The 13659-nt window shown below is 38.9% G+C and carries 18 protein-coding genes and 1 other RNA gene; 8 read left to right on the plus strand and 11 right to left on the minus strand.

All coding sequences use genetic code 11. The annotated features are described in order from the left end of the window. Positions 1-83: 83 nt before the first annotated feature. Both xseB and ispA read left to right on the plus strand, forming a co-directional pair. The gene (gene xseB, locus DDU33_RS08965; RefSeq protein WP_005819591.1) at positions 84-308 is read left to right on the plus strand and encodes an exodeoxyribonuclease VII small subunit; all 225 of its coding nucleotides are present in this window, start codon (positions 84-86) and stop codon (positions 306-308) included. After that, the gene (gene ispA / locus DDU33_RS08970; protein WP_108924805.1) at positions 301-1200 is read left to right on the plus strand and encodes a (2E,6E)-farnesyl diphosphate synthase; all 900 of its coding nucleotides are present in this window, start codon (positions 301-303) and stop codon (positions 1198-1200) included. The genes xseB and ispA overlap by 8 nt, the downstream gene beginning before the upstream one ends. Before the next feature lie 45 nt (positions 1201-1245). Here ispA and DDU33_RS08975 read toward each other — a convergent pair whose 3' ends face one another. Beyond that, a complete protein-coding gene (locus DDU33_RS08975) occupies positions 1246-2187 on the minus strand; it encodes a Kdo(2)-lipid IV(A) acyltransferase (protein WP_108924806.1) in 942 nt (313 codons plus the stop codon). A gap of 182 nt (positions 2188-2369) precedes the next feature. Between DDU33_RS08975 and hpf the strand changes: the two genes are divergently transcribed. After that, positions 2370-2654, plus strand: a complete 285-nt coding sequence (gene hpf / locus DDU33_RS08980; RefSeq protein ID WP_005823326.1) for a ribosome hibernation-promoting factor, HPF/YfiA family — start codon at positions 2370-2372, stop codon at positions 2652-2654. Positions 2655-2708: 54 nt separating this feature from the next. On the opposite strand, the gene truA is transcribed toward hpf, so the two are convergent. Then, the gene (truA, locus tag DDU33_RS08985; RefSeq protein WP_108924807.1) at positions 2709-3497 is read right to left on the minus strand and encodes a tRNA pseudouridine(38-40) synthase TruA; all 789 of its coding nucleotides are present in this window, start codon (positions 3495-3497) and stop codon (positions 2709-2711) included. A gap of 29 nt (positions 3498-3526) precedes the next feature. Further along, positions 3527-4183: a GTP cyclohydrolase I FolE gene (gene folE, locus DDU33_RS08990; protein WP_193594263.1), complete on the minus strand. Its 657-nt coding sequence runs from the start codon at positions 4181-4183 to the stop codon at positions 3527-3529. 118 nt (positions 4184-4301) lie between these two features. Between folE and DDU33_RS08995 the strand changes: the two genes are divergently transcribed. Continuing rightward, a complete protein-coding gene (locus DDU33_RS08995; protein WP_108924808.1) occupies positions 4302-5003 on the plus strand; it encodes a 3-deoxy-D-manno-octulosonic acid kinase in 702 nt (233 codons plus the stop codon). A 37-nt stretch (positions 5004-5040) separates the two neighbouring features. Here DDU33_RS08995 and DDU33_RS09000 read toward each other — a convergent pair whose 3' ends face one another. The 7 genes from DDU33_RS09000 to DDU33_RS11015 form a co-directional block, all read right to left on the minus strand. After that, the gene (locus DDU33_RS09000) at positions 5041-6033 is read right to left on the minus strand and encodes a nickel/cobalt transporter (protein WP_108924809.1); all 993 of its coding nucleotides are present in this window, start codon (positions 6031-6033) and stop codon (positions 5041-5043) included. Further along, complete coding sequence (locus DDU33_RS09005) at positions 6024-6641, minus strand: DUF1007 family protein (RefSeq protein WP_108924810.1); 618 nt, start codon at positions 6639-6641, stop codon at positions 6024-6026. Before DDU33_RS09005 ends, DDU33_RS09000 begins: the two co-directional genes overlap by 10 nt. Before the next feature lie 58 nt (positions 6642-6699). Next, positions 6700-7078, minus strand: an RNA gene (gene rnpB, locus DDU33_RS09010) — RNase P RNA component class A. 42 nt (positions 7079-7120) lie between these two features. Further along, complete coding sequence (locus tag DDU33_RS09015; protein ID WP_108924811.1) at positions 7121-7375, minus strand: sulfurtransferase TusA family protein; 255 nt, start codon at positions 7373-7375, stop codon at positions 7121-7123. 14 nt (positions 7376-7389) lie between these two features. Beyond that, positions 7390-7902: a hemerythrin domain-containing protein gene (locus tag DDU33_RS09020; RefSeq protein WP_108924812.1), complete on the minus strand. Its 513-nt coding sequence runs from the start codon at positions 7900-7902 to the stop codon at positions 7390-7392. Between the two features lie 45 nt (positions 7903-7947). Continuing rightward, positions 7948-9090: a tRNA guanosine(34) transglycosylase Tgt gene (gene tgt, locus DDU33_RS09025; protein ID WP_005819613.1), complete on the minus strand. Its 1143-nt coding sequence runs from the start codon at positions 9088-9090 to the stop codon at positions 7948-7950. Positions 9091-9155: 65 nt separating this feature from the next. Then, positions 9156-9290 carry a lipoprotein gene (locus tag DDU33_RS11015; RefSeq protein WP_005819615.1) on the minus strand — a complete coding sequence of 45 codons (135 nt, stop codon included), beginning with the start codon at positions 9288-9290 and terminating at the stop codon, positions 9156-9158. Between the two features lie 105 nt (positions 9291-9395). On the opposite strand from DDU33_RS11015, the gene DDU33_RS09030 reads away from it, so the two are divergent. The 4 genes from DDU33_RS09030 (at position 9396) to ilvN (ending at position 13267) form a co-directional block, all read left to right on the plus strand. Next, positions 9396-9968: a YceB family lipoprotein gene (locus DDU33_RS09030; RefSeq protein WP_108924813.1), complete on the plus strand. Its 573-nt coding sequence runs from the start codon at positions 9396-9398 to the stop codon at positions 9966-9968. Between the two features lie 14 nt (positions 9969-9982). Beyond that, positions 9983-10729, plus strand: a complete 747-nt coding sequence (gene can, locus DDU33_RS09035; protein WP_108924814.1) for a carbonate dehydratase — start codon at positions 9983-9985, stop codon at positions 10727-10729. A gap of 332 nt (positions 10730-11061) precedes the next feature. Further along, a complete protein-coding gene (locus tag DDU33_RS09040; protein WP_005819621.1) occupies positions 11062-12783 on the plus strand; it encodes an acetolactate synthase 3 large subunit in 1722 nt (573 codons plus the stop codon). Further along, positions 12776-13267: an acetolactate synthase small subunit gene (gene ilvN, locus DDU33_RS09045; RefSeq protein ID WP_108924815.1), complete on the plus strand. Its 492-nt coding sequence runs from the start codon at positions 12776-12778 to the stop codon at positions 13265-13267. The genes DDU33_RS09040 and ilvN overlap by 8 nt, the downstream gene beginning before the upstream one ends. A 117-nt stretch (positions 13268-13384) precedes the next feature. On the opposite strand, the gene DDU33_RS09050 is transcribed toward ilvN, so the two are convergent. Beyond that, complete coding sequence (locus tag DDU33_RS09050; protein ID WP_208620291.1) at positions 13385-13624, minus strand: alternative ribosome-rescue factor A; 240 nt, start codon at positions 13622-13624, stop codon at positions 13385-13387. Positions 13625-13659: the final 35 nt, after the last annotated feature.

Here is a 13659-nt window from a genome sequence, read left to right on the forward strand (position 1 = left end):
CAAGCGGTTAAAAATCAAAAGGTATTTGCAAATCCTTTTCCCGAACGGTAAACTTTTCATTATTTTTTACTTTTATCATCATTATGGCAAAGAAACCTACTCCAGATTTTGAAAGCACTTTAAAAGAACTTGAAGCAATTGTTAATCATTTAGAGGCGGGCGATCTTCCTTTAGAAGAAGCTTTAAATGAATTTGAAACAGCCGTTAAGTTAGTCCAACAAGGTCAAGAACGTTTACAAAATGCAGAACAGCGTATTCAGATTCTCCTCAATAAAAACGAGCAAGCGGATTTAGTAGATTATGAATAACGAGTATGAACTAAAAACCGATCTCGTTACATTTCAGCAACGAGTAAATCAATTTATTGAGCAAGAATTAAAGCAATACTCCGCCTACCATTCTCCATTGATTGATGCGATGGCTTATGCGGTCTTGCTTGGTGGGAAACGTGTTCGCCCCTTTTTAATCTATGCAACAGGGCGAATGTTAGGTGTTTCACTTGAGGCGCTAGACCATTCTGCAGCGGCCATGGAGTCTATTCACGCATATTCATTGGTTCATGATGATCTTCCTGCTATGGATGATGACAAACTTCGCCGAGGTAAGCCGACTTGTCATATCACTTTTGATGAAGCAACGGCGATTTTAGCTGGGGATTCTCTACAAACCTTTGCTTTTGAGTTAATCGCAAAAGATCCGTTCTTAACAGATTTACAAAAAGTCAAACAAATTCAATCGCTTGCACAAGCAGCCGGTGCTAGAGGTATGTGTTTAGGGCAAAGTTTGGATTTAATTTCTGAAAATAAAGCGATTTCACTTTCTGAATTAGAGTTAATTCATCGGAATAAAACAGGTGCTCTGATTGTTGCCTCTGTACTTATGGGTTTCAATCTTTCTGATTACGCACGAGATGAAAAAATTAAAAATGCACTTGAGTGCTATGCAAAAGCAATTGGTTTAGCATTCCAAGTGCAAGATGATATTTTAGATGTCATTGGCGATACGGATAAAATTGGTAAAACCGCAGGTTCGGATGAATCACTGAATAAAAGCACCTACCCTAAACTATTGGGGCTAGAAGGTGCAATGGAAAAAGCACAGAGTTTATATCAAACCGCATTAGAGGCTTTAGATGAACTTCCTTTTGATACGCGAGCATTAAAAGCATTAGCGCATTTTATTATTCAGCGAGAAAGCTAATTCCTTATATCCATGAATAAGGGCAGATCAGAATCTGCCCTTTTTTTAATCATACAAACTACGATCGGTTTCATTAGGTCGTGTTTTAAATCGGCGATGTAGCCACATATATTGTTCTGGCGCCTGCATAATTTCTTTTTCAATCAATTGATTCATTTTTATCGCCGTACTTATTTCATCATCGCAATGACTAAAATCAACAGCAGCACTAATTTTTACCGTATAGCCAGAGAAATCAGCATGTCGAATCGGAGAAAATGGAACTACTACGGTATTCGGCGTTGATTTTAATAACATACGGGTTCCTGCCGTTGTACAAGCCTCTTTTACCGCAAAGAACGGTACAAATACGCTGTTTTTACGCCCATAATCATGATCAGGTGCATACCAAATCGTTTCTCCTGCCTTCAATGCTTTAATCATTCCACGTAAATCATTACGATTAAGCATCGCTTTATTTGAACGTATCCGTCCTCTAAATTGAATCCAATCTAACAAAGGGTTATCGTTAGGACGATAGACACCAACGCCTTGGTGATGTAAACCAACAATTCTCGCCCCTAATTCTAAAGTTAAGAAATGCACCCCAACAAACAGAATGCCCGTTCCTTCCGGATAATTTTTGAGGTGTTCCAATCCCTCTACTTTCGACCATTTTAAAATACGTTTATCCGACCAAAACCACGCCATTCCCGTTTCAATAATTGCCATGCCAACCGATTCAATATTTTTCGTTAAGATATGTTGAATCTCAGCATCTGAATAATGCGGAAAGCAGAGTGCTAAATTGCGTTGTGCAATACGTAAGCGGCGTTTCCCAAAGCCTAGTGATGCAAATAATTTACCTAAGCCTTTGCCAATCAAAACTAAAACAGGATATGGTAAGCAAAGGATAGTTCTAAAAACCGCTAACCCAATCCATAATCCCCAAAATTTGGGCGATAAAAAGTGCCATTGAAATGGCGGGAGTTGTTTTTTATTTTCCATATATACGATTTCTCATCAATATCACGGGGTAATTATAGCCAAAAAAGGGATAAAAAAGTATAAAAGTGTTAAGTGGATCACAAATTTGAAAATTATTTGAAAATTACTCTTGAATTATTGGAGCAAAAGGCATATTTTTGGAGTAAAGGAAAACACAATCAACTCAAAAAGAGGAAAACGTTATGTCACTCAATATCTCTAGTAAACAAATGGAAGTAACCCCTGCAATCCGTACCCATATTGAGGAACGTTTAGCAAAACTCGACAAATATCACACTCAACTAATCAATCCACATTTTATGATTCACAAACAACCCAATAGTTATGAGGTTGAAGCCACAATTGGTAGCCCTTTAGGCGATTTAATTGCAAAAGCTGTTAATGAAGATTTATATAATGCAATCAATGAAGTGGAGAAAAAATTAGAATCACAATTGATTAAACTTAAAGAGAAAAAAGAACATTAATTTTCACTAAATAAAATAAAAGCCAAACGGAGCAAAATCTGTTTGGCTTTTTTGCTAATTATTTTCTAAAAAGAGGGGCCCAAGCTCCCCTTTTGGCAATCCAAAATGTTCCGGATAATGTACATCTACCAGATACAACCCTTCGGCTTTTGCTGTTGGAGCAGCTAACGTACGATCTTTTTGTTCTAATAACCACTTAATCCACTCAGGAGGCTGATTTCCTTGCCCTACCTCGATCAAACTGCCAACGATATTTCGCACCATATGATGAACAAAAGCATTCGCTTGAATATCCACAATAATATAAGCCCCCAATCGACTTACATTTAGATGGTGGATATTTCGCCACGGTGTATGCGATTGACATTTTGCTGCCCGAAAAGAGGAAAAATCATTCTCTCCCAATAAATATTGCCCAGCTTCGTGCATTTTCTCGTGATCTAAATCCACGTGATAATGTGAAACACCTTTCGGCAAAATCGCTGAACGTAATTTGCGATTAAAAATAATATAACGATAACGGCGGGCTGTTGCACTAAAACGGGCATGAAAATCCTCAGGGACTTCTACCGCCCACTTCACGGCAATATCATCAGGCAAATGCGCATTGGTGCCGAAACACCAAGCTTGTAGAGGACGCTTCGCCTCCGTTTCAAAATGGACAACTTGCCCTGTACCATGTACACCGGAATCCGTTCGTCCTGCACAAAAAACCTCAATAGGCGAATTCGCCACAATGGATAAGGCTTCTTCTAATTTTTGCTGAACACTCTCAACACTCTCTTGTCGTTGCCAGCCAAAATAGCGACTGCCATCATATTCAATGCCTAATGCAATCTTCATTTTGTAAAAAATCTTTAAAAATAGACCGCTTATTTATTGATAAGCGAAAGAAACTCTTTGCGTGTTTCACGATCTTCTAAGAATACGCCACCGAAAGCGGAAGTAACGGTATAGCTATTTGTATCCTTCACGCCTCGACATTTCACACAGAAATGCGTTGCTTTCACATAAACCGCCACATCTTCTGTTTCTAAAATGGTTTGGAACGCCGTTAAAATTTGCTCGGTAAAGCGTTCTTGCACTTGTGGACGTTGTGCAAAGAACTGTACAACACGGTTAATTTTAGATAAACCGATAACCCATTTTTTAGGGTAATAAGCCACTGCAACTTTGCCATCAATCGTCACAAAATGATGCTCACAGGTTGAGGTAAGGGTAATATCATCAACCAACACCATTTCACTTACTTTCATACGGTTTTCGATATTCGTAATTTTCGGGAAGGTCGCATAATCCAATCCGCTAAAAATCTCATCAACATACATTTTAGCTAATCGCTGCGGCGTTTCCTCTAGGCTATCATCGCTTAAATCCAACCCAAGTAATTCCATCACGGAACGAAAGTGAGCTTGAATTTCAGCTCGGCGAGTCGATTTATCTTTAGTTAAGGCAATCGTTGGGGTCTCAATCCCTTTTGCAATAAGTGCTTTACGAACTTTTTGTGCTTCTTCTGAAATCGGTGAGATCGTTGTCATTTGGTTTCCTCTCAATTTAAGCGAAAGATTCTAACAAATTGACATCAAAAAAAATAGCTCTAAAATCTAGTAATCCCCTTTAAACATATAAGAACATAGAAGAATAACAATGATTTATTACCATTTTAATCAAACGTTGGTTTCAAAAACCCATCAATCCGTTCTTGAATCCCTGTTTAATCAGCAAGATTTCACACATTCCGAACGTTTACTTGGCTTTTCAAAAGGAAGAGGAACTGCTTGGTTTTTAAATACACAAGCAGAGTTAGGTATCAATATTGTCTTACGCCATTATTATCGTGGCGGGTTATTTGGGAAGATCGTAAAAGATCATTATCTGTTCCGTGGAATCAAACAAACTCGTGCTTATCAAGAATTTGAGTTGCTTCAAAAAATGTATAATTGGGGCTTGCCAGTTCCTCGTCCAGTGGGAATTCAAATCAAGAAGTCCATATTTTGCTACCAAGCCAACATCATGATCGAGAAAATTGAACAGACTCAAGATTTAAGCAAATTACTCCAAAAACAGGCTTTATCTGCGGAACAATACCAACAAATCGGGCAACTTATTCGCCAACTACACAACAAGCAAATTCATCATTCTGATCTTAACATTCACAATATTTTGCTCGATAGTGCAGAAAATTTTTGGCTGATTGATTTCGATAAATGCCATGTAGAACAAGGCGATGAATGGAAAAAGGATAACCTCAACCGCTTACTTCGTTCATTCCGTAAAGAAAAAGGACGATTAAATATCCTGTTTAATGAAACTGATTGGGAAAATCTACTAAAAGGCTATCATGCTTAATTCTAGACCTCTTAGTTTTTAAACTAAGAGGTTTGCATTATCGCTTAAAAATATGACCGCTTGTTGTTTCAATAAAGCTACTATGTAAAAGCAATATCCCCATGATCATTAAAATAAAGCCGATTCCCCATTTCAACATCACGGCATATTGTTGCGTTGTTCGGTGTGATAAATACCAATGACTTAGCGTTACTGCCTTTTGTCTTGCCCAAACCACTAATAATGCAAAAAGCGTGAGGGTAAGCCCTGTCCCTACTGCCATAACAATAGCAGACAACATGCCCCACCAATAAATATTCAACGTATAAGAAAGAAAAAGAACTAAAATCGCCCCCGAACAAGGTCTTGCACCGATACTCAAAACGAGTAAGAGTTGTGTTTTCCAATTCGTTGCTTTTTGCATTTGTGACTGCGAAGGCAGGTGTTGATGACCACAACTACAACTTTCAGAAGATGGATGATGTATATGCGTAAGCGGTCGAATTTGCGTGATTTTTTGCATCGGTTTCGCAGCATGAATTTTAAAAGCCACTTGTGTTTTTCGTCTAGCACGCCATGCTGAATAACACCAATAGCTACCCAAAACAATCATCACGAAAAAACTCACTCGTTCAACCCATTGCAAAGTAACATTAAAATAGGTTCGAGATAACGTAAAGGCGACGACAATAATCGATACCAAAATAATGGCGACAACGCCCTGCACGAGAGATGCCCCTAAACTCATTTGAACTGCTTGGCGTAATTTAGTTTGCTCTAAAGAGAGATAACTGGTTAAAATAAATTTGCCATGTCCTGGTCCTACGGCATGGAAAATGCCATAGAGAAAGCTAATCAATACCAAGGTTACACCCGCTTTTCCTTGTTGCTGGCTTAATTGATTTAGCGCACCGGATAGCTGTAAATTAAAGCTCTTTTGCCATTCCATGACCTGATAAAGTAAATAAGGGTAAAGCCAATATCCTCCTACAAGAAGTAAGAGAGCAACAATGCCCCAATTAAACCATTTGGGCTGAAATCTTATTTGCATGTCATACTTACCTTTTGAGCAAAATGGCGACCGAGTGAACCATCTTCCGGTGTTTGATCTTTATCTAAACCTGAAGCATATTGTTTCAATGAATTATCCACTTTAGGCTGAATTAACTGGATTTGACAATTCGGGTCAGTCATGGCGAGTTCTTTTTCACTATTATATTCCATTCCCATATAGTAAGTCGGCTCATAGGTCATCAGAACAGTAGGTAGCTCACCTAATTGTTGCGGTTTTTCCAAATAAAACTTCACGGTAAAAATAATGCGATTATTTTTAATCTCAAAAGCATAATCTTCAGGCTTATCCGTAAATTTAATCAAATCATTTTTTTGATTATATAAGTAACTGAAGTAATGCTCTTCTTTTGCCGTTTCTATCATCTCATTCAAAATGGTGGATTTGGTTTTATCCGGTCTATCGCTTGCTTGCAATTCATAAATTAACGTACTTGAAGCGATTTCATCTAATGTCCAGTCCATTTGAAAGCCTGTTAATGTTTTATCATTCACTAACGCTTTCGTTTTCAGATCAACAAAAGAGTGAGGGTGTGCCCAAAGCGATACGGAAAATAGGCTTAAAAGAGAAAAAAGAATATATTTCATAACAGTTACAAAAGAAAAGATACAAAAAAGCGAACCGTTAAAAACGATTCGCTGGAATAAGATGAGTTGGTCGATAAGCCGAGTTCTGTCGTGGACAATCATTCCTCTAGGCGTACATTCACACATACGCTCAAGCAACCTACCCGAATCCTGAGCGGGCCACTCATTGGATTCCTATTTGGTCTTGCTACGAGTGGAGTTTACCGTGCCGTGAAATGTTACCACTCACGCGGTGCGCTCTTACCGCACCCTTTCACCCTTACCAGCCGAAACTGGCGGTCTACTCTCTGTTGCACTAGTCGTAGGCTCACGCCTCCCAGACGTTATCTGGCACTCTGCCCTGTGTAGCTCGGACTTTCCTCTCGTTTACTTGTCCCACTAGGTCGTATTACTACGGTTAAGGGCTTCAATAAACCAGCGATTGTCTAACCAACTCGGGCACAAGTATAACGCATTTGTCCTTTGTTGGAAAGCCACGTTTAATTCGAAGAAACGATGATAAGTTGAATTTCTCCCTTATTTTCTCGCTTTTCCTTCAATATTAGCCCCATTTCCTCGCATAACAATTCAAAATCACGAATATCACTTTGTTTGTTGAGCCGAAAAAGCGCTTGAACATGAGAAGGAAGCTGTTTCAACGCACAGCGAGCCATCACTAATGGAACAGGGCAAAGGTAGCTTCTAAGATCAAACTGTATCATTTCCATAATATTAAACTTGCTTACGTTTTTCATAAGCAAGTTTCTCTTTAGGTTTTACGGCGATTTGCCATTACCTGCCCGATTTCACTCAATTTTTCGGCTGAAATATATTGGCGACCGAGTTCAAATAACGGCTCTTCTAGTGCAATATGCAAATCGTAGCCGGAAATAAACCGCTTGATCAATTCTGGTTCTATCTCCACAATTTCATCGTTAATCAATGCTGTCAATTGAGCAGAAAGAGCATCCCAGTTTTGATGCAAATGAATATGTTGCGCTTCCAGCTCATCAATTTGCGTTTGCGCCTCAGGGTAAACCGCAAGCAAAGCAGGGAAAAAATCAAGTTCTTCATCTTCATGATGAAGAGGAGCTGATAAATTAAAATAATTCAAAATTTGCTGAACATCATTTTTTACGATCTGATTTACACCATTTTGCGTTAAATAATCCGGTAAAATTTGAAGCTGTTTACAAAAACGCTTTACCTTACTATGGCAGGCATAAAGCATTTCAATCGGTTCAGCCCAGCTCGCAAACTGTTGTGGAGCCAATTGTTCCATATTTTCTCCTTAGAAAAAAGTGGCGTAAAATACGCCAGCTTTTATTTATTCACCTTTTTGTAAAGGTGGAACCTCTTTACCAATTTTGGCATAAAATTCGACGACAAAATCATCAAAGCGATCTTCTTCAATGGCTTGACGAATTTGTGCCATTAAACGTTGATAATAACGTAAATTATGAATGGTATTTAATCTCGCCCCTAAGATCTCACCGCATTTATCTAAGTGGTAAAGATAGGCTTTCGTATAATTTTTACAGGTATAGCAATCACATTCCGGATCTAATGGCGAAGTATCGCTTTTATATTTCGCATTACGGATTTTCACTACCCCATCACTCACAAACAAATGTCCATTTCGAGCATTTCGTGTTGGCATAACGCAGTCAAACATATCAATACCTCGACGTACACCTTCAACTAAGTCTTCCGGCTTTCCTACCCCCATTAAATAGCGAGGTTTATCCGCAGGCAATAATGGTGTGGTAAATTCTAAAATACGATGCATTTCTTCTTTTGGCTCACCAACGGCTAAACCGCCTACCGCATAACCATCAAAGCCAATATTCACTAGGCCTTCGACTGAAATTTTACGTAATTCTTCGTAAGTACCGCCTTGCACAATGCCAAATAATGCACGGGGGTTTTCTAACTCATCAAAACGATCACGGCTACGTTTTGCCCAACGTAACGACATTTCCATAGAATTTTTGGCATAATCAAAGGTCGCAGGATAAGGAGTACATTCATCAAAAATCATCACAATATCCGAACCTAAATCATATTGGATCTCCATTGATTTTTCTGGAGAAAGGAAGATTTTTTCGCCACTGATTGGATTTTGGAATGTCACGCCTTCTTCTTTAATTTTACGTAATTTACCTAAACTAAAGACTTGGAAACCGCCACTATCGGTTAAAATCGGGCCATGCCATTGCATAAAATCGTGCAGGTCACCGTGCATTTTCATCACTTCTTGCCCTGGGCGGAGCCAAAGATGGAAGGTATTTCCCAGCAAAATTTGAGCACCCGTAGCTGCCACTTCTTCAGGGGTCATGCCTTTTACCGTACCGTAAGTGCCAACCGGCATAAATGCCGGGGTTTCTACGTGAAATTCGCCTTTCGGGCGATTGAACGTCAAACGTCCACGACGAGCATTACCGCTCGTACATTTTAATTCATACTTCATAAAGTTCCTTATAGATAAACAGTCTATAAATACAAGCGGTTAATTTCCGCTATCATTTTACTTAATTAAAAACGAATGCCTGTGCCGAGCCCTAAACCGACGCCTACACCATTCGAACCGCCTCCGGCGTTAATACCGCCAGAAAAACTACAACCTGCTAAAATACCAGCAATAAGCAGGCTGAATAGTATTTTTTTCATATTAAGGTTTCCTTAATTGATCAGAACTTGTTATAGTCCTCATAGTCTAAAGGGTGTTATTTTACCTGTCTTTTAAGCCTAAACCTAATTTTTAGAGAAATCTTTATGAAACTTTTACATAAATTAAGTATTTTACTTTCGATAGGTGTAGTTGCTTCTGTTGCCTCAGCAAATTTATTGAGTATTTCAGAGCAAGAGATCAATCAGTATTTACAAACTCGTGTTGCCGAAAAAGCCCCTTTAGAAGATCAAGTTGGTCTCCCAGGACTTTTTCAACTTAATTATAAATTGCATGATTTAAACACCCGAATTGGACAAACCAGTGAGAAAAAAGTAGAAATCCAAGGGGTTGTTGATGGTATCCTTATCGCAAAAGGGAAAAAATATGATGCGCAAATTACGTTAAATATGGATACCACGCCTTATTACGATCCCGAAAAAGGCGCTCTTTATCTAAAAGATGTGCGTTTATTAAGTTGGAAAGCTTCACCTGAAAAATACCAAGATGAGCTACAAATGTTCTTACCGGTGTTATCTGATGGGTTAAGTAGTTTATTAAATAATAATCCGGTCTATACGCTCGATGAAACAAAAACCAAAGAAGCATTAGTCAAAAAATTTGGGAAAGCCATTGTTGTTGAACAAGGCTTATTGCGTTTAGAAACCTCTGTATTTTAATTTAAAGGATCACAATGAAAGATATTGAACAACTCTTTGCTAATAATCACGCTTGGGCTACACAAATGAAAGATGAGCAATCGGATTATTTCAAAGAGCTTGCCGAACACCAAAATCCAACCTATTTATGGATTGGTTGTTCTGATAGCCGTGTACCGGCGGAAAAATTAACAGGATTAGGTCCAGGCGAACTTTTTGTTCACCGTAATGTAGCGAATATGGTTATCCATACTGATCTTAACTGCCTTTCTGTTGTCCAATATGCGGTTGATGTGTTAGACATTAAACATATTATTATCTGTGGGCATACAAATTGTGGGGGAATTAAAGCAGCCATGGGAACGGTTGAAGATCTCGGTCTTATTAGTAACTGGTTGCTTCACATTCGTGATCTTTGGTTTAAACACGGACATTTACTCGGTAAATTATCCCCTGAACAACGTGCCAATATGCTAACGCGCCTTAATGTCGCCGAGCAAGTTTATAATTTGGGTCGAAGCTCTATCATTAAGACCGCTTGGGAAAGAGGCAAAGAACTTTCCATTCATGGTTGGGTTTATGATGTTAATGATGGATTCTTAATCGATCAGGGCGTTATTGCAACAAGCCGTGAAACGCTTGAAATCACTTATCGTAATGCCATCGCGAAGTTAATTAGCGAAGCAGATGAGCTTGCTAATCGAGAATTAGCAGAAAAAGAAAGCGCTCAAGATAATCAAAAACAAACCGATTTTATTGCTGAACAATCACTTTCCGAATAATTCAGCGCTCCTGATAAACGCTAAAACGTGATATAGATCACATTTTAGCGTTTTTACGCCCATACCCTACCCCAAAATACAAAAAACATCAAAAAAATTTAAATCTTTTTATTTTATAAAATTTGGTTCAATATGCTTTTTTATCGTTTACCTTTAGATTTTTATTTATAAAACACCAAATAAAATATATTTTTAGCATATTACTCCAAATAATTACCAAACACCTCTTCTGGACAAATGAAAAAAACTTTTGCACAATGCATACCAAACACAACGCATAAAGCGTTGCTTTCTCTTATCTCAACTTTTTCGGATGTTATTCGGAGGATTCAATGAAAAAACTTTCTGGTGCAGAAATGGTCGTACAGTCCTTGTTGGACGAAGGCGTTGAATACGTGTTCGGCTATCCCGGTGGCTCGGTTTTAGATATTTATGATGCAATACATCAATCAAGTCTTAATCACGTATTAGTCCGCCATGAGCAAGGTGCTGTCCATATGGCTGATGGCTATGCCCGCTCTACGGGTAAGGTTGGTTGCGTGCTAGTGACTTCAGGTCCTGGGGCAACCAATGCGATCACGGGGATTTTAACCGCTTATACCGACTCTGTGCCGCTTGTGATTATTACCGGCCAAGTGCCTTCTTCACTCATTGGTACAGATGCTTTCCAAGAGTGCGATATGATTGGTATTTCTCGTCCGGTAGTAAAACACAGCTTTATGATCAAAGATCCGCAAGAAATTCCAGAAACAATTAAAAAAGCCTTCTACATTGCCTCAACAGGACGCCCAGGTCCGGTTGTCATTGATATTCCAAAAGATATGGTAAACCCGGCGAATAAATTTGCTTACTCATATCCGAAAGAGATGGCTCTACGTTCTTACAACCCAAATGTACAAGGACATAAAGGGCAAATCAAAAAAGCGTTAAAAGCATTACTCGTTGCGAAAAAACCGGTTCTCTTTATTGGTGGTGGCGTAATTTCTGCCGAATGTTCTGCTGAAGTGACTGAATTTGCACAAAAATTAAATTTACCGGTAACCAGTTCGTTAATGGGCTTAGGTGCTTATCCAAGTTCGGATAAACAATTCTTAGGTATGCTCGGTATGCACGGGACATACGAAGCCAATAATGCAATGCACGAGAGTGATTTAATTCTTGGTATTGGTGTACGCTTTGATGACCGTACCACCGCAAATTTAGCAAAATACTGCCCGAATGCGAAAGTTATTCACGTGGATATTGACCCTGCTTCTATTTCAAAAACGGTACAAGCCTATATCCCTATTGTAGGCTCGGCTAAGAATGTATTAGAAGAATTCCTCGCTTTACTTGAAGATGAAAACCTTGCAAAAAATCAAACAGATTTAACCGCTTGGTGGCAACAAATTGATGAATGGAAAGCGAAAAATTGCTTAAGTTTTGAAGAAAGTAAAGAGGTCATTAAACCACAACAGGTTATTCGTCTTATTCATAAACTCACGAACGGCGATGCCTATGTTGCTTCTGATGTAGGACAACATCAAATGTTTGCTGCGTTACATTATGGCTTCGATAAACCTCGCCGTTGGATTAACTCCGGTGGTGCTGGAACAATGGGCTTTGGCTTACCTGCAGCGATTGGTGTGAAATTTGCTCACCCTGAAGCAACGGTTGTTTGCGTAACCGGCGATGGTTCTATCCAAATGAATATCCAAGAACTTTCTACCGCAAAACAATATGATACACCGGTTGTGATTGTAAGCTTAAATAACCGCTTCTTAGGCATGGTAAAACAATGGCAAGACATTATCTATCAAGGTCGCCATTCTCAAGTTTATATGAACTCATTACCGGATTTTGCGAAATTAGCCGAAGCTTATGGTCATGTTGGCATTACCATCGACCACCCAAGCGAGTTAGAAGAGAAATTAACACAAGCCTTCTCAATTAAAGATAAATTAGTCTTTGTTGATGTAAAAGTAGATGAAACCGAACACGTTTACCCAATGCAAATTCGTGGCGGTGCGATGAATGAAATGATTTTAAGCAAAACGGAGCGTACAGATGCGTAGAACATTATCAGTTTTACTCGAAAATGAATCGGGTGCTTTATCTCGCGTTGTAGCACTTTTCTCTCAACGTGGTTTTAATATTGAAAGTCTGACCGTTGCCCCAACCGATGATGAAAGTCTCTCTCGTATGACCATTGTTGCGAGTGGCGATGAAAAAGTATTAGAGCAAATCGAAAAACAACTCCACAAGTTAATTGATGTCTTTAAAGTGATCAATTTAAGTGCTTGTGAACACGTTGAACGTGAAATTATGTTGTTGAAAGTCCGTGCAACAGGCTCAACTCGTGATGAATTAAAACGTATGGTCGATATTTTCCGTGGTCAGATTGTTGATATTACGCCTAAGCTCTATACCATTCAATTATCGGGGACAAGTGAAAAACTTGATGCCTTTGTTGATGCGGTTAAAGCAGAAACAACCGTGATTGAGATTGTTCGATCAGGTTTAATCAGCCTCTCTCGTGGTGAAAATAATTGTTTATAAACAATTTAGTTCAATGAACTTCGCTCCCTCCGTTTACGGAGGGAGCTGCCGAAGGCTGAGGGAGGGGAAAAATCCAATAAAATGACTTTTGTACAACTACTACATAAGATCGAAAAATTACACCAAAAAGAAAGCCCATTTAAAAAGACTCTTTAGAATGTTTTTAAATGGGCTTTCGCCTTGATAGGCTTTTCGATGTTTGGCATTACGCTGATAGCTGCCTTTCCCTTTTCGATTACGTTCCACTCGTTGTTTAAACAACGGATCTGTCACTAATGCTTTAATTGCACTTTGCTTAATTTCACCTCGTTGGTGTTCATAAGATAAATGCGGAAGTGGTTTCATTTTTTTCGTCATTTCTCTTTTCCTCTGTTAAAAATCACTGGATATTT

This window comes from Actinobacillus porcitonsillarum (assembly GCF_003101015.1).
GTDB classification, from domain to species: domain Bacteria; phylum Pseudomonadota; class Gammaproteobacteria; order Enterobacterales; family Pasteurellaceae; genus Haemophilus_A; species Haemophilus_A porcitonsillarum.